This window comes from Prauserella shujinwangii, from assembly GCF_003001955.1.
GTDB lineage: Bacteria > Actinomycetota > Actinomycetes > Mycobacteriales > Pseudonocardiaceae > Qaidamihabitans > Qaidamihabitans shujinwangii.
Window position 1 is genome coordinate 50,711 of the sequence record NZ_PVNH01000008.1, and the last position, 15,613, is coordinate 66,323.

13 protein-coding genes are annotated in these 15,613 nt (G+C 72.9%); 6 read left to right on the forward strand and 7 right to left on the reverse strand.

The genetic code is table 11. The features are described 5' to 3' along the window. Nucleotides 1-142 precede the first annotated feature (142 nt). The 3 genes from B0I33_RS19335 to B0I33_RS19345 are packed head-to-tail and all read left to right on the forward strand — an operon-like array spanning nucleotide 143 to nucleotide 3,266. A complete protein-coding gene (locus tag B0I33_RS19335; protein WP_106180244.1) occupies nucleotides 143-1,459 on the forward strand; it encodes an ABC transporter substrate-binding protein in 1,317 nt (438 codons plus the stop codon). A 20-nt stretch (nucleotides 1,460-1,479) separates the two neighbouring features. Continuing rightward, nucleotides 1,480-2,361, forward strand: a complete 882-nt coding sequence (locus B0I33_RS19340; RefSeq protein ID WP_106180245.1) for a carbohydrate ABC transporter permease — start codon at nucleotides 1,480-1,482, stop codon at nucleotides 2,359-2,361. Beyond that, the gene (locus tag B0I33_RS19345; RefSeq protein WP_342750075.1) at nucleotides 2,358-3,266 is read left to right on the forward strand and encodes a carbohydrate ABC transporter permease; all 909 of its coding nucleotides are present in this window, start codon (nucleotides 2,358-2,360) and stop codon (nucleotides 3,264-3,266) included. The genes B0I33_RS19340 and B0I33_RS19345 overlap by 4 nt, the downstream gene beginning before the upstream one ends. 18 nt (nucleotides 3,267-3,284) lie before the next feature. Here B0I33_RS19345 and B0I33_RS19350 read toward each other — a convergent pair whose 3' ends face one another. Continuing rightward, a complete protein-coding gene (locus B0I33_RS19350) occupies nucleotides 3,285-3,572 on the reverse strand; it encodes a DUF3040 domain-containing protein (protein ID WP_106180246.1) in 288 nt (95 codons plus the stop codon). Between the two features lie 202 nt (nucleotides 3,573-3,774). Between B0I33_RS19350 and B0I33_RS19355 the strand changes: the two genes are divergently transcribed. Genes B0I33_RS19355 through B0I33_RS19365 form a run of 3 tightly spaced genes read left to right on the forward strand, consistent with a single transcriptional unit; the run spans nucleotide 3,775 to nucleotide 7,876 of the window. Further along, entirely contained in the window at nucleotides 3,775-6,192 is a 2,418-nt protein-coding gene (locus B0I33_RS19355; protein ID WP_245900841.1) for a wax ester/triacylglycerol synthase domain-containing protein, read from the forward strand. Beyond that, the gene (locus B0I33_RS19360) at nucleotides 6,189-7,139 is read left to right on the forward strand and encodes a DMT family transporter (RefSeq protein ID WP_146147533.1); all 951 of its coding nucleotides are present in this window, start codon (nucleotides 6,189-6,191) and stop codon (nucleotides 7,137-7,139) included. The genes B0I33_RS19355 and B0I33_RS19360 overlap by 4 nt, the downstream gene beginning before the upstream one ends. Continuing rightward, complete coding sequence (locus B0I33_RS19365; RefSeq protein WP_106180526.1) at nucleotides 7,136-7,876, forward strand: SDR family NAD(P)-dependent oxidoreductase; 741 nt, start codon at nucleotides 7,136-7,138, stop codon at nucleotides 7,874-7,876. The genes B0I33_RS19360 and B0I33_RS19365 overlap by 4 nt, the downstream gene beginning before the upstream one ends. Nucleotides 7,877-7,906: 30 nt before the next feature. Here B0I33_RS19365 and B0I33_RS19370 read toward each other — a convergent pair whose 3' ends face one another. The 6 genes from B0I33_RS19370 to hpnE all read right to left on the reverse strand — a co-directional run bounded on the left by B0I33_RS19370 (nucleotide 7,907) and on the right by hpnE (nucleotide 15,527). Further along, complete coding sequence (locus B0I33_RS19370) at nucleotides 7,907-8,578, reverse strand: VC0807 family protein (protein WP_106180247.1); 672 nt, start codon at nucleotides 8,576-8,578, stop codon at nucleotides 7,907-7,909. 164 nt (nucleotides 8,579-8,742) lie between these two features. Then, nucleotides 8,743-9,753 (reverse strand): adenosyl-hopene transferase HpnH, encoded by a 1,011-nt coding sequence (hpnH, locus tag B0I33_RS19375; protein WP_106180248.1) that lies wholly within the window; start codon nucleotides 9,751-9,753, stop codon nucleotides 8,743-8,745. Continuing rightward, nucleotides 9,750-11,294, reverse strand: a complete 1,545-nt coding sequence (locus B0I33_RS19380) for a 4-hydroxy-3-methylbut-2-enyl diphosphate reductase (RefSeq protein WP_106180249.1) — start codon at nucleotides 11,292-11,294, stop codon at nucleotides 9,750-9,752. Before B0I33_RS19380 ends, hpnH begins: the two co-directional genes overlap by 4 nt. Beyond that, nucleotides 11,291-13,156 carry a squalene--hopene cyclase gene (shc, locus tag B0I33_RS19385; RefSeq protein ID WP_425440503.1) on the reverse strand — a complete coding sequence of 622 codons (1,866 nt, stop codon included), beginning with the start codon at nucleotides 13,154-13,156 and terminating at the stop codon, nucleotides 11,291-11,293. The genes B0I33_RS19380 and shc overlap by 4 nt, the downstream gene beginning before the upstream one ends. A gap of 35 nt (nucleotides 13,157-13,191) precedes the next feature. Next, nucleotides 13,192-14,199: a polyprenyl synthetase family protein gene (locus tag B0I33_RS19390; protein WP_106180251.1), complete on the reverse strand. Its 1,008-nt coding sequence runs from the start codon at nucleotides 14,197-14,199 to the stop codon at nucleotides 13,192-13,194. Beyond that, nucleotides 14,196-15,527: a hydroxysqualene dehydroxylase HpnE gene (hpnE, locus tag B0I33_RS19395; RefSeq protein ID WP_106180252.1), complete on the reverse strand. Its 1,332-nt coding sequence runs from the start codon at nucleotides 15,525-15,527 to the stop codon at nucleotides 14,196-14,198. Before hpnE ends, B0I33_RS19390 begins: the two co-directional genes overlap by 4 nt. Nucleotides 15,528-15,613 lie beyond the last annotated feature (86 nt).

Consider the following 15,613-nt stretch of genomic DNA (forward strand, 5'->3'; position numbering starts at 1 on the left):
TAACAGCGGGAAAACATAGTCTTGACACCCCCACAGGGGCCGCCTACTGTCCACCGCGAATTGGAAATGTTTCGAAACATTTTCGAACCTCATCCAGCCTCCGCAGAGGTTTCCGCAGAGTTGCAGAAAGGATGGCGGTGGCATGTTGCGCCGATCATTCAAGCGCAGGCAGCGCCCCCAGCGCGCACTGATCGCGACCGGTCTCGTGGTCGCGACCAGCCTCTTGGCCGCGTGTGGCACCTCAGGCCCCTCCGACGCCGGTGACGGCGGCATCACGGTGTGGGCGCTGCAGGACGACGTGCTCAACGAAATCGAGAAGCAGTCCATCGAGTCCTTCAACACCGAGGAGGGCGGCAACGCCACGCTCCAGACCTTCGGCAACGACCCCTACAAGGAGAAGCTGCGGGTCGCGCTCGGCTCGCCGAACGCACCTGACGTGTTCTTCAACTGGGGCGGCGGCAACCTCGCCGAGTACGTGCAGGCCGACCGCGTCGCGGACCTGACCCCCATGCTGGAGGAGAACCCGGACCTCAAGCAGTCGTTCCTGCCCAGCGTGCTCGACGCCGCCAAGATCGACGGCAAGTACTACGGCCTGCCGATGCGCGGCATGCAGCCCGTCGCCCTGTTCTACAACAAGGCGGTCTTCGAGAAGGCCGGCGCCGAGCCGCCGGAGACGTGGGCCGACCTGATGTCGCTGGTGGACACGTTCAAGGGCGAGGGCATCCAGCCGATCGCGCTCGCCGGCTCGCAGGCCTGGACCGAGCTGATGTGGGCCGAGTACCTGCTCGACCGCATCGGCGGGCCCGAAGTGTTCCAGGACATCCGCGACGGCAAGCCCGGCGCGTGGCAGCACCCCGCGGTCGTCGAGTCGATGTCCAAGATCACCGAACTGGTCGAGGCGGGCGCCTTCGGCAAGAACTACGCCTCCGTCGGCTACGACGTCGGCGGCGCGTCCACCATCCTCGCCCAGGGCAAGGCCGCCATGCACCTGATGGGCTCGTGGGAGTACGTCAACCAGCTCGGGCAGAGCCCCGAGTTCGTCGAGCGCGGCGACCTCGGCTGGGTGCCGTTCCCGAGCATCGCGGGCGGCAAGGGCGACCCGGCCAACGTGGTGGGCAACCCGACGAACTTCTACTCGGTGTCCGCCCAGTCGCAGAACCAGGACAGCGCGAAGAAGTTCATCTCCACCCAGCTGAACGACCCGGAGTACGTGCAGGCCCTGATCGACGCGGGCGACGTCCCCGCGGTGAGCGGGGTCGAGGACAAGCTCGCCAACGCGGAGAACTCCGAGTACACGACGTGGATCTACGAGCTCGTCAAGGAGGCGCCGAACTTCCAGCTCTCCTGGGACCAGGACCTGCCTGCGGACGAGGCCACGTTCATGCTCACCCAGCTGCAGAAGCTGTTCCTCGGTGAGCTGACGGCGCAGCAGTTCGCCGACTCGATGGCACAGCACTGATCCGGGAGCGACCCACCACCATGAGCCATACCGCACACCACCGTCCGTCGGCGTGGTACGCCCTGCCCGCGTTCGGCTTCTTCGGCCTCTTCGCGGTGCTGCCGATGATCCTCGTGGTGTACCTCAGCTTCACCGAGTGGCGCGGCCTGGAACTGCCCGCCCTGACCGGGACGGACAACTGGTCCCGGCTCTTCGGTGACCCGGAGGCGCACGCGTCGCTCTGGCGGACGCTGCTGTTCACGGTGCTGGCGTGGGCCGCCCAGACGCCGATCGCCCTGCTGATCGGCGTCTGGGCGGCAGGCAGGCAGCGCAACCGCGCGGTGCTCAGCTCGCTGTTCTTCCTGCCACTGCTGCTGTCCACGGCCGCGATCGCGCTGCTGTGGCAGGCGCTGCTCGACCCGAACTTCGGCGTCACCCAGGCCGCCGGGGGCCCGCTCGCGGACCTCCTCTTCCTCGGTGACCCGGCGATCGCGCTCTACACCGTGGTGTTCGTGCTCACCTGGCAGTACGTGCCGTTCCACACGCTGCTGTACCAGGCCGCGGCGCGGACCATCCCGGCGAGCCTGTACGACGCCGCGACCATCGACGGCGCCGGGCGGTTCAAGCAGTTCTGGCACATCACGCTGCCGCAGCTGCGCTACACGGTGGTCACGTCGTCGGTGCTCATCCTCGTCGGCACGATGACGATGTTCGAGACGGTGCTGATCCTCACCGGCGGCGGGCCGGGCACGGCGACCCGCATCCTCCCGCTGTACATGTACGAGACCGGCTTCGCCGGGTTCGAGATGGGTTACGCCAGCACGATGGCGGTCCTGCTCGTGCTGTTCGGCACGGCCCTCTCGCTCGCCGTCATCCGCGTGACCCGGTTCCGCAAGATGAGCAGCCAGCAGGAGGGCCTGTGACCACCCAGCACGTAACCCGGCCACCCGCCACGCCTGCCGGCGCGCCTCCCCGCGGCGGGGCCGCCGCGCCCCGCAGGCGGCGCCGCCTGCGCACCCGTCCCAATCTGCTCGCCGGTGCGCTCGCCACGCTCTGGCTCGTGGTGGTGGCCGTCCCGCTGTACTACATGGTCGCGTCGAGCCTGCGCGAGCGCAGCGAGTACCTCACCGCGCACCCGCTCAGCCCGCCCATGTCGCCGACGCTGGAGAACTACCAGACGGTCATCGAGGGCGGCTTCCTGCGGTACCTGGTCAACAACGTCGTGGTGACCGCCGCGACGGTCGGGCTGGTGGTGGCGCTCGCGGTGCCCGCCGCCTACGCCATCGCGCGCAGCGAGAGCAGGCTGGTGCAGCGCGGTTTCACCCTCCTGCTGGCGGGCCTGGCCATTCCCGCGCAGGCGACGATCATCCCGGTGTACCTGATGATCACGCGGATGAACCTGTACGACAGCCTGACGGCGATCGTCCTGCCGACCGCCGCGTTCGCGCTGCCGGTGGCCACCCTGGTGCTCGCCAACAGCCTGCGCGACGTGCCGAAGGAACTCTACGAGGCGCAGGCGATCGACGGGGCCGGGTCGTTCCGGGTGCTGCGGCACCTGGTGCTCCCGCTGGCCCGCCCCGCGATCGTGACCATCTCGATCTTCACGGCGCTCACCGCGTGGAACGGCTTCATCTTCCCGCTGGTGCTGACGCAGTCGGAGGAGACCAGGGTGCTGACGCTCGGCCTGTGGAACTTCCAGGGCCAGTTCGGCACCAACTTCCCCGCGCTGCTCGCCGCGGTCACGCTCTCGGCGCTGCCGATCTTCGTGCTGTACCTGATCGGCAGGCGGTTCCTGCTGAGCGGGCTCACCGCGGGCTTCGGCAAGTGATCCCCGCGCCCGCAGGCGTCACGGTGGCGGCCCGTCGTCGGGAGCGCGATCCCGGCGGCGGGCCCACGCCCGCACTCCGAGCGCGGCCACCGACAGCACCACCGCCACGAACGAGGTGACCGGCAGCGCGAGCACCAGGCCGAGGACGAGCAGCGCGAAGGCGGCCAGCACCGCGGCGTCGTACGGCCAGCGACGCCGCCTGCGGCGGCCGAGGCCCGACTCGAACTTGCGCGCGATGTCCGGGTCCTCGGCGCGGATCCGGCGCTCGATGTCCGCGAGCACCCACTGTTCACGCCTGCTGAGCATGACGTCCCTCCGCGTGCTGTACCGGTGGACTCGATCGGCTCCCTCTTGTCAGATAACCCGGACGAGGCCGATGAAACCGCCGGATCCGGACTCGCCGCCCGTGTTCCTTCCTGCCGCGCCCGCCCGGTCGTGGCAGGCTGTGCCCAGCACGTCACGGACGCGGCGTGTCTGTTTGCGCGGATTGGGGTACGGGTAGGCAGTGGTGACCACGACTACGGCAGCGGATCCGGGACGGCCGCGGCGCATCCTCGTCGTCTCGGCCGACATGGGAGAGGGGCACAACGCCACGGGCCGGGCCGTGGCGGCGGCGGCCAGGGAGCTGTGGCCCGACGTCGAGGTGACCTGGGTCGACGTGCTGGACGCCATGGGCCGGGGCACGGGGCCGCTGTTCCGCTGGATCTACGCGAACAGCGTGGAGCGAACGCCCGGGCTCTACGACTTCTTCTATGGCTCGGTGTGGCGGTACCGCTGGTTCGCCCGCGCCGCCAAGCGGTTCATCGGGGTGTGGAGCGGCAGGCGGCTCGCCCCCGTCCTCGACCGGGAACGGCCGGATCTCGTGCTGTCCACCTACCCGATGGGCAGCACCGGGCTCGAGTGGCTGCGCAGGCACCGCGGGCTGACCGTGCCGGTCGGCGCCTGGATCTCCGACTTCGCCCCGCACCCCTCGTGGGTACACCGCGACCTCGACCTCAACCTGGTCATGCACGACGTCGCCGTCGCACCCGCCCGCGACGGCGTGCCCGGGGCGCCGGTCGCGGTGTCCGCTCCCCCGGTGCCCACCCGGTTCCGGCCGGGTGACCGGGACGCCGCGCGCCGCGCGCTCGACCTGCCCGCCGGGTCGTTCGTCGCCGCGGTGTCGTGCGGTTCGCTCGGGTTCGGCCGCGGCGAGGACACGGTGCGGGAACTGCTCGACGGCGACCCCGACGGGCGCGTCGTCGTGGTGGCCGGGCGCAACGAGCGGCTGCGGCAGGAGCTGGTCCACCGGTTCGGCGACGATCCCCGGGTGCGGGTGCTCGGCTGGGTCGACGACATGGCCGGCCTCATGATCGCCGCCGACGTCGTGGTGACCAACGCGGGCGGGGCGACGTCGCTGGAGGCGCTGGCGTGCGGCAGGGCGGTGCTCATGCACAAGCCCATCGCGGGACACGGCCGCGCCAACGCCGAGCTGATGGCCGAGGCGGGCCTGGCCCGCGTGTGCTCCGCGCCCGGCGACCTGGCCCGCACGGTGCGCGAGTTCCGGGAGCATCCCGGACGGCTGCGCGAGCTGGAGCACGCGGCGCTGCGGCACGCGGGCGCGCACCGGCTCGCCGACGGCCTCGCCCGCCTGGTCGCGGCGGACCGGCGGCGGGTCGAGCGGGTGCTGCCCCCTTCGGACGCGCTGTTCCTGCACGCCGAGACACCCGAGGTGCCGCAGCACGTCGGCACGGTGCTGCTGTTCGAGCCGGGCCCGCAGCCGCTGACCGCCAAGCACGCCGCCGAACTGCTGGCCGGGGTGCCCGGGCTGGACGGCAGGCTGCACCGCGGTGGGCCGGTGCGCCGCGCCCGGTGGACTCCGCTGCCGGTACCCGACCCGGACTCCCTGATCGACGAGGTCACGCTCGGCGCCCCGGACGGCCCGGCCGACCTCGACGCCGCGGTGGACGCGTTCTTTTCCGCGCCCCTCGATCTCGCGCACGGGGCGGGCGCCGCCCGGCTGGTGACCGGCCTGCCCGACGGCCGCACCGCGCTGCTGGTGAAGCTGCACCACGCGCTCGGCGACGGCGTGACCGTACTGCAGGCGCTGCTGGCGGACACCGACGGTGCCGCGGGCAGGTCCTGGTCGGCACGGCCGGCGAGCGCACTGGACCCGGAGGGCCCGCTGCCCGCGCCCCGCGTGCTGCTGCGCGGGCTGCGGCACCTCGTCGCGGGCGGCAGCTCCGGCGCCTCCCCCACGGACGGGCCGCTGCGCTCCCCCGCCCGGCATCACGAACGGGTGCTGCTGCCGGGCAGGCGGGTCAGGCAGACTGCCCGCGCGCTCGGCGTGACACCGGCGGAGCTGCTGCAGACGCTGTTCGCGGAGGCACTGCGGCGGACGCTGCGCTCCCGCGCCCCCCGGCGGTTCCGGCTGATGGTGCCGTGGTCGCTGCGCGACACCACCAGCCTGCGCACCGCGGGCAATCACACCGGGGCGGTCGCGGTGGACCTGCCGCTCGGCCCGATGCCGGTCGAACGCCGCGCGGAGCTGGTGGCGGCGGCGGTCCGCGCGCAGACCGGCTCCGGGGTGCCGGAGGCCGCGCACACGGTCGTCCGGGCGATGGCGTGGCTGCCGCCGTGGCTGCACGCCGCCGCGGCGCGGGCGGTGTACCGGCGGAAGTGGTTCAACGCGGTCGGCACCGTGCTGCCCGGGCCGCGCCGGGAGATCCGCTGGCACGGCGCCCGGCTGGCGGAGGCCTACCCGCTGCTGGCACTGGCCCCCGGCACCGGACTGGCGTGGGGCGCGATGACCTGGGGAGAATGGATCACGGTGTGCTACACGGGCCCGGCCCACCAGGCCCCGCTGGTCCGCGAGCTGGGTGCGAACACCGCGGCGGTTCTGCGTGAACTGGCCGAGCGCGCCGAAGGCACGGAAGAAGGGGCATGAACGGCGACGGCGGGATGCTGTGGATCGCGGTCCCCACCGCGGTGCTCGGCGCGGCCGCGTTCGGCCTCACCGGCGCACTGCAGCATCGCGCCGCCCGGCAGACCGACATCGGCGGCACGGTCAGCTTCGAGCTGGTGCTGACCCTGCTGCGGCACCCGCTGTGGCTGGCCTCCCTGCTCACCAACGGGCTCGGGATCGCGATGCAGTGGCTCGCGCTCAGCCTGGCCCCGCTCGTGATGGTGCAGCCGCTGCTGGTCACCGCGCTGATCTTCGCCGTGATCAGCAGCTCGGTGCTGCGCAGGCACCGGCCGGACCGCGTGGTGCTGCTCGGCTCGGGCCTGTGCGTCGCGGGCCTCGCCGCGTTCTTCCTGCTGGCCCGGCCCACCGGCGGTGGCCGGGAGGGCCTCTCGCTGAGCGAGGTGCTGCCGCTGGCGGGCGGGCTCGCGGTGATCCTGCTGGGGTGCCTGACCGCCGCGGTGCGGCACCCGGGGCGGGTGCGCGTGCTGGCGCTCGCGACCGCCACCGGCGTGCTCTACGGCGTCACGGCCGGGCTGGCGAAGCTCGCGGCCGAGGACCTGCGGCACGGCGTGCTCACGATGCTCACCAGCTGGCACGTCTACCTGGTCCTGGTGTGCGGCGTCACGGGGTTCGTGCTGAACCAGAACGCGTTCCGGGTCGGGATCGCGCTCGCGCCCGCGCTGGCGGTGATCGTCGGGCTCGATCCGCTGGTGAGCATCGGGGTGGGCGCGCTGTGGCTCGGCGAGCGGCTCAACGACGCCCCGGCCGCGGTGGCCGGGCAGGTGCTGGCCGTGGGCGTGCTGCTGGCCGGGATCGCCGTGCTGAGCAAGCGTGCGCCGCAGGCCGCGCAGGCGGAGGAACAGGCGGAACGGAAGCGGTCCGGGAAGGGCGGTGAGCGGCGGTCGTGGCGGCGGGCGCGTCCGGTGTGATCGGGCCGGGAACCACCGCGGTGGTGACCGGCGGGTCGTCCGGGATCGGGGCGGCGACAGCCACCGAGCTGGCGCGCCGGGGCGCCGGCGTCGTCGTGGTCGGCCGCGACGGTCGCGCACTCGGCGACGTGGCCGTCCCCCTCGGCGGGCGCGTGTGCGTGGCCGACCTGGCCGAGCCGGAGGCCGCGGACCGGGTGGCCGGGGAGGCCGGGGACGTCGACCTGCTGGTGTGCAACGCCGGGGTCGGCTGGGCGGGCCGGTTCGCGGAGATGCCGCCGGAGGACATCGACCGGCTGGTGCGGGTCAACCTGCTCTCGGTGCTGCACCTGGTGCGGGCCGTGCTGCCGGGGATGCTGCGGCGCGGGCACGGGCACGTCGTGCTCGTGTCCTCGATCGCCGGGTGCATGGGGGTGGCCGAGGAGGCCGCCTACTCGGCGAGCAAGGCGGGCCTGCACGTGCTGGCGGGCAGCCTCCGGCACGAGGTGGCCGGGCGCGGCGTCGGGGTGACCGTGGTCTTCCCCGGGGTGGTGGACACGGCGTTCTTCGATCGCAGGGGCGCGCCGTACCCGCGGCGCCGACCCCGGCCGGTCCCCGCGGAGCGGGTGGCACGGGCGCTCGTGGCGGGCGTCGAGCGGCGCCGCGCGGAGGTGTTCGTGCCCGGCTGGCTGCGGCTGCCCGCCCGGCTGCGGGGTCTCGCCCCCGGCCCGGTGGACGCCCTGCAACGGCACTTCGGCTGACGTTCGCTCGTTGGTGCGGGAAAGCTCCAGTCAGGCGGGCAGCGACGGCGCGAGCTTCGGGGTGCCGCCGAGGCGCAGCCGGATCCCGTTGTTGCGCAGGGAGCGCCGGAACCAGGCCAGCGACCCGGCCGCCGCCAGCAGCACCAGGCTGTACGAGCCTGCGGTGCTCGCGGCGAGGAACTGCTCCAGCGTGGCCGTGGTGAGGATCCAGAGCGTGGTGACACCGTTGGTGAAGAACACCATCGCCCACAGCAGCGACACCCGGCGGAAGAAGCGCTGCACGTGCGCGTTGGCGACGAGTTCCGGAGGCAGCGCGCAGAAGTCGCTGGCCAGCCGCGCGATGAACGGCCGGCCCAGGGACGCCGACACCAGCATCAGGAACCCGATCAGGAAGTTCTGCAGGGTGGGCTGCAGGAAGTACAGCACGAGGTCGCCGGTCAGGTACCCGACCACCGTGCGCGCCACCAGCAGCAACGTGGTGAGGGTCAGCACGGCCGGGATCTTCTTGCGCAGCGCGACCCGGGTGGCGATCGCGGTCAGGGACCAGCCGAGCGCCGCGAACAGACCGCCCTCCATCCCGACGAGGACGAACAGCAGGTAGAACAGCCCCAGCGGGACGAGAGTCCCCTCCAGCAGATGCCTGGCCGCGTTGGCCAGAACGGCTTTCGGCGCCGGAAGGTGGATCGTCTTCAGATGCGTCATCGAGGCAGCCAGTCCCCTGACATGGAATCCGGATATGGACATGGACCCTGTCAGGGTACCCACTAGGGGCGTGACGACCACGTGAGCACCCGCGGTCATGAGTGGCTCGTTACCGACGAACATCGTCAGTAACGAGCCACTCATGACCCGCGGGGCGAAACGGGTCAGGCGCCCCGGGCCGCGCGGAGCGACTCCTTCAGCGAGCCCATCGTGGCCATCACCGCGGTCGGCTCGTACCCGCAGTGCGCCATGCAGTTGGCGCAGCGCGGGTCCCGGCCCCGGCCGTAGGCCTCCCAGTCCGTGGTCTCGATGAGCTCCTGGTAGGTCTTCGCGTACCCGTCGCCCATCAGGTAGCACGGCTTCTGCCAGCCGAACAGCGAGTACGACGGCACGCCCCACGCCGTGCAGCCGAAGTCGACCTTGCCCTCCAGGAAGTCCAGGAACAGCGGCGAGTGGTTGAGCCGCCACCGCTTCCGGTTGCCGTTCGCGAACGCCTTGCGGAACAGCTCGCGGGTCTCCTCCACGCCGAGGAAGTGCTCCTGGTCGGGAGCCTTCTCGTAGGCGTACGCCGGCGAGATCATCATCTCGTCGACCTGCAGGTCGTCGTTGAGGTAGTCCAGCACGTCGATCACCGTCTGCGGTGTGTCGGTGCTGAACACCGTCGTGTTGGTGGTGACGCGGAACCCGCGGCTCTTCAGCTCGCGGACGGCCTCCACCACCTCGTCGAACACGCCCTCCTTCTCCACGGACGCGTCATGCCGATCCCGCAGCCCGTCGACGTGGATGGCGAACGCGAGGTACTTGGACGGCTTGAAGTCGAGCTTGTCCAGCTTGCGCCGCAGCAGCACGGCGTTGGTGCAGACGAAGACGTACTTCTTGCGCTTGACGAGCTCGTTGACCATCACGTCGATCTGCGGGTGCATCAGCGGTTCGCCGCCCGCGATCGACACCATCGGCGCGCCGCACTCCTCCATCGCCTCGACCGCCTGGTCGACCGGCATGCGCTGCTTGAGCACATCGGCCGGGTGCTGGATCTTGCCGCAGCCGGAGCACGCCAGGTTGCAGGCGAACAGCGGCTCCAGCTCGGCGATGAGCGGGAACTTCTCCCGACCCTTGAGTTTCTGGGTCACGATGTACTTGGCGACGCGCAGGCTCTGGTGCAGGGGCATGTTCATGAGAAACGCACCTCCTTGGGAAGGCTGAAGTTCACGGTCTCGGTGGTGGTGGTGCGCTCCTCGACGTCGACCGCGCCGAGCCCGGCGAGCGCGTCCACGATCTCGTCGACCAGCGCGGTGGGCGCCGAGGCACCCGCCGACAACCCGACCGTGCGCGCGCCCACGAGCCAGTCAGGGTCCACCTCGGTGACGTCGTCCACCAGGTACGCCTCGGTGCCCTCCCGCTGGGCGACCTCCACCAGGCGGCGGGAGTTGGACGAGTTGGCCGACCCGGCGACGAGCACGACGTCGCTGTCCCCGGCGATCGCCCGCACGGCCTCCTGCCGGTTGGTGGTGGCATAGCAGATGTCGTCCGAACCGGGGCCGCGCAGCGCGGGGAAGCGCTCCTGCAGTGCCCGCACCACGCCCTCGGCCTCGTCCATCGCCAGCGTGGTCTGCATCAGGTAGGACACCCGCTCGGGGTCCTCCACCTCGAGGTCGGCGACGTCCTCGGGCCGCTCGACGAGCACGGTGCGGCCGGGCGCCTCGCCGAGCGTGCCCTCGACCTCCTCGTGCCCGGCGTGGCCGATGAGGAACACGGTGTCGCCGTCCCTGGCGAACCGTTGCGCCTCGACGTGCACCTTCGACACGAGCGGGCACGTCGCGTCCACGACGTCGAGCTGCCGTCTGCCCGCGTCGTCCCGGACGGCGGGCGACACCCCGTGCGCGGAGAACACGACCGTCGCGTTCTCCGGCACCTCGTCGAGCTCGTCGACGAACACGGCGCCGCGTTCCTCCAGCTCGCCGACCACCCGGGAGTTGTGCACGATCTGCTTGCGCACGTACACCGGCGGCTCGTGCCGTTCGAGCAACCGCTCGACGATCTCGATGGCCCGGTCCACGCCCGCACAGAACGAGCGGGGCCCGGCCAGCAGCAGCTTCCGGTCGCCGGTCGCCGCCGCCCAGCGGCGCAGGGCGGGTGCCGCGCGGCGCAGGCTGCGCAGCGCGGCCACCCCGCCGGGCACGGTCGCCGGGGACACCAGCGGCCGCGCCGGGGTGTCCACGATCGTCCGCAGCACGGCGCAGGGCCGGGTACCGGCCAGGTCGAGCAGGCGGGCCGACTCCATGTCGACGGCGATCGCGCCGTCCGACGACAGCCGGGTGCGGTCGTTCTTGCCCACGAGGTGGTCGGACTCGAGCACGGGGCCCCGGTGGACGGTGATGCCCGCCTGCCGCAGCGCGGTGGCCAGCAGCGGAGCCGACCGGATCTTGCGGGTGCCCTGCGGCGACCGGACCTCGTCGGCGACCACGACGTCACCCGGCCGGAGACCGTCGACGAGGGCGCCGGCGACGCCCGCGATGGCCACCGCGGCGCCCGGTTGCTCGCGCAGCGCCGCCTCGACCCGTTCCGAGCGCCGGGCCTGGGGCCCCGTCCGGACGACGCGGGCCCCGGGCAGCGCTCTGCGGACGCTGCGCGCCTCGACCAGGAGCGGCGCGACGACGACGAGCCGGTCGTCGCCGCCCGGCCCGGCCGCGTCCGGCGGTGCCTTGTCGGAGTTCATGGACTCGTCACCTCCAGGTATCGCCCGAGCGCGGTGAGCGGGAAGACGACGCGGTACAGGTGGTAGTTGATGTAGAAGTCGCCGGGGAAGCCGGTCCCGGTGAACTGCGGCTCGTCCCAGCCGCCGTCCGGCCGCTGGGTGCGCACCAGCCAGTCGATGCCCCGGCGGACCTCCTCACCGCGTTCCCCCGCCGCCAGCAGCGCCAGCAGCGCCCATGCGGTCTGCGACGCGGTCGACTCGCCCCGGCCGACCCACGCCGGGTCGACGTAGGAACGCAGGTCCTCCCCCCAGCCGCCGTCGGCGTTCTGGTGCGCGGCCAGCCAGCCGACGGCCTTGCGCACGGCCGGGTGGGTGCCGGTGAGGCCGGCCGCGACGAGCGCGGGCACGGCCGCGCCGGTGCCGTAGACGTGGTTGGCGCCCCACCGCCCGAACCAGGACCCGTCGGGCTCCTGGTGGTCGAGCAGCCAGCGCAGCCCGCGGCGGGCCGGGCGGGAGCCGCCGAGCTGCAACGCGGCGAACATCTCCACGATGTGCGCGGTGACGTCGGCCGAGGGCGGGTCGATCACGGCGCCGAAGTCGCAGAACGGCAGCTTCTCATTGAGGGTGCTGGTGTTGTCGGCGTCGAAGGCGCCCCAGCCGCCGTCGCGGGACTGCATGGCGGCCAGCCACTCGGTGGCTCTGGAGACGGCGCCGCGCACCCGCTCCGGCTCGGGGTGGGCCACCCGCCGCAGCGCCAGCACGACCTCCGCCGTGTCGTCGGTGTCGGGATAGTGGTCGTTGGCGAACTCGAACGCCCAGCCGGACGGCCGCACCCCTGGTCTGCGCACCTGCCAGTCGCCCTCGGCGTTGATCTCCTCGCCCAGCACCCAGTCGGCGGCGCGCACCAGGGCGGGGTCGTCCGGCGGCACCCCGGCGTCGAGCAGCGCGGTGAGGGCCAGCGCCGTGTCCCACACCGGGGACTGGCACGCCTCCAGGCGGCGCACCCAGCCCTCCTCGGTGCGCTCACGGATCGTGAACCCGTCGAGCCCGTCCAGCGCCTTGCGCACCACCGGGTGGTCGGTGGAGTAGCCGCGCAGGTGGAGCGCCAGGATCGAGTACACCCACGGCGGCTGGATCCCGCCCCAGCCGCCGTCGTCCTCCTGGCGGTCGAGGATCCACTTCTCCGCGCGGTCCAGGGCGAGCCCGCGCAGCGGCTTGACCGGGAACTTCTCCAGCCGGTGCAGGACGCCGTCCAGCCGCTGGAACGCGCCCGCCCAGCTCAGCCACGAGTCCGGTTCGGGCAGGTCCGCGCCGGTGCGCAGCTCCTGCACGGTCACCCCGAGGTCCCGGCGGGGCCGCGCCGAGCCGACGATCGTCAGCGGCACCACGGTCTGCCGCGCCCAGCACGCCCAGTCGTAGATGTTGAGCGGGAACCAGTCGGGCAGCAGCACCATCTCCGGCGGCAGCACGGGCAGCCGCTCCCACGGCCACTCGCCGAACAGCGCGAGCCAGATGCGGGTGAACACGCGGGTGGCCTCGATGCCGCCGTGGTCGAGGATGTACTCCTTCGCCCGGCGCAGATGCGCGGCGTCGGCCGGGTCACCGGCGAGCCGCAGGGCCGTGTACGCCTCGACGGTGGTGGACAGGTCCGCCGGTCCGCCGTGGAAGTTCGCCCAGGTGCCGTCCGCACGCTGCTGGGAGCGGATCCACCGGCCCGTCTCCTGCTCGATCCGCGCGTCGGCGATGCCGAGGAACCGGCGCAGCAGCAGGTCCTCGGCGTCCATGGTCACGTTGGTCTGGAGCTCACCCTTCCACCAGCCCTCGTCGTGCTGCAGGGACAGCAGGTAGTCGCGCGCCCGCTGCGCCGCCTGCGCGGCGGGCATCGTGTCGGCGGGTGCGGAACGGTCGATCACCTCGCTCATCGGTCACGCTCCAGGACGAACCGGGTGAGGTCGGCCAGCGCCGTGTGGATCTCCGCGGGCGGGCGGAGCCGGTCGAGGCACGTTCGCGCCTCCGCGGCGTAGCGCTCGGCCGCGTCCCGGGTCCAGGACAGGGCCCCGGAACGCTCGATCAGGTCTGCCATCCTGTGCAGCTCCTCCTCTGTCGGCGGATCGGGTTGCCGGTACAGCTCGCGCAGCCGCTCACCTTCGGGAGTACCCGACGCGAAGGCGGCAACCACCGGAACGGACTTCTTGCGCACGCGCAGGTCGGCCAGCACGGGCTTGCCGGTCACCTCGGGGCTGCCCCAGATGCCCAGCACGTCGTCGACCAGCTGGAACGCCAGGCCGAGATTGCCGCCGAAACCGCCGAGCAGGTCGGCGGCCTCGGGCTCCGCCTTGCCGAGCAGGCCGCCGACCCGGGCGGCGCAGCGCATCAGCGCCCCGGTCTTGCCGTCGGCCATCTCCAGGCACTCACCGAGTTCGACGTCGGTGCGGTGCTCGAAGTCGACGTCCTTGCTCTGCCCGGAGATCAGCTGCTGCACCGACTCGGTGAGGCAGGACGTGGCGGCGGGGTCGGCGGCGCGTTCGAGCACGTCCACGGCCAGCGTGAGCAGCGCGTCCCCGGCGAGGATCGCGGCGGGAGTGCCGAACAGCCGCCACACCGTGGGCCGGTGCCTGCGCTCGGTGTCGCCGTCCATGACGTCGTCGTGCAGCAACGAGAAGTTGTGCACCAGCTCCACGGCGACCGCGCCGGGCAGCGCCGCCTCCGGCTCGGCCCGCACGGCCTGCGCGGCGAGCAGCGCGAGCGCGGGCCGCAGTGCCTTGCCGCCGCCCGCGGTGACCTCCTCGCCATGCTCGTCGAGCCAGCCGAGGTGGTAGGAGACGATGCGCCGCATCGACGGTTCCAGCTCGTCCACCGCGGCGCGCAGGGCGGGCTGGACGAGCTCGCGGGTCGCCGTGATCTCCACGGGCAGGGTCGCCGTCATGCCGCACCTCCCAGCACCTGGTCGGTGACGAGTCCGGCCGCTGTGTGTCCGCTTCGCACGGCTCCCTCCATCGTGTCGGGCCACCCGGTCGCGGTCCACGCGCCGGCCAGGACGAGGCCGGGCAACGCGGTGGACGGCTCCGGCCGCAGCCGCGCGGTGCCCGGCGCCTGCCGGAACGTCGCGCGCCGCTCGCGGGTGACGAAGAAGTGCGTGTGCGGCGTGTGCGCCGCGGCCGGGAGCAGCCTGCCCAGCTCGGGCAGGAACGTCTCCCGGAGCTCCCTCGCCGGGGTGTCGAGCCAGCGCCCCGCGGCCGAGAGGGAGATCGTCAGGTACTGCCCGCCGGACAGCCCCGCGACGCGGGTGCGGTCGAAGATCCACTGGACGGGCGAGCCGACGGTCGCGACGAACGGCAGGTCGGTGACCGGCCGCTCGTAGACCACGTGGACGTTCACGATCGGCGCCGAGCCCAGGCGCCGCAGCCGCTCGGCCCGCAGGCCCGCCTCGGCCGGGCACAGGCCCGCGGCCGCGTCGGGCGGTGCCGCCACGACCACGGCGTCCGCGGTCAGCCGCTCGTCGTCCAGCCGCACCGCGAAACCGGAGCCGTCCCTGGCGACCTCCCGCACCGGGGCGCGGGTGCGGACGACGGCATCCCGGTCGGCGAGGTACTTCTCGGCGGGGCGCACGTGCAGGTCGTCGAGCGGCACGCGGGGCACGCCGATGTCGGCGGCGTCGGCGCGGTCGAGCAGCGCCGTGCGGAACACCATCACGGCGAGCGCGAGCGAGGCCTCGTCGGCGTCGCAGTTGAGCGCGGCGACCGAGATGAGGTTCCACAGCGCGGCCAGCGTCGCTGAGTTCTGCCCGTGCGCGGCGAGCCAGTCCCCGAAGCTGCGGTCGTCCAGCGCCGGGTCGGCGGGGTCGAGCAGGCGCAGCGCGGCGGCCGCGGGCAGGATGCGCAGCCGGTCGGCAGGCGACAGCGCGGCGTAGCGGGCGAGGCCCGCGGCCAGGTGCAGCGGCGCGGGACCGCCCGTGCGGGACAGCCGGGTCAGCGTTCCGTCCCGCGCGAGCACCGGCATCGTGAACCGGTCCTGCAGCTCGATACCGTCGCCCGAGCCGAGCCGGGACAGCAGGCCCCGGTAGTCGGTGTAGCAGCGGAGCAGGACGTGCTGGCCGTTGTCGGCGGCGATCCCGTCGCGGTCGAAGGAGAACGTCGCGCCGCCCAGCCGGGCACGGGCCTCCAGCAGGGTGACGCGGGCGCCGCGGTCGGCCAGGTCGCACGCGGCGGTGAGTCCCGCGAGGCCACCGCCGATCACCACCACGTGTGCCGTCATGCCGCCGCTCCCCTCCCCGCGACGGATCCTCCAGGTGGCCTTGGGTGCGTCGAGCGCACCGACCGACACCCGGCGTGCGCGTGCCT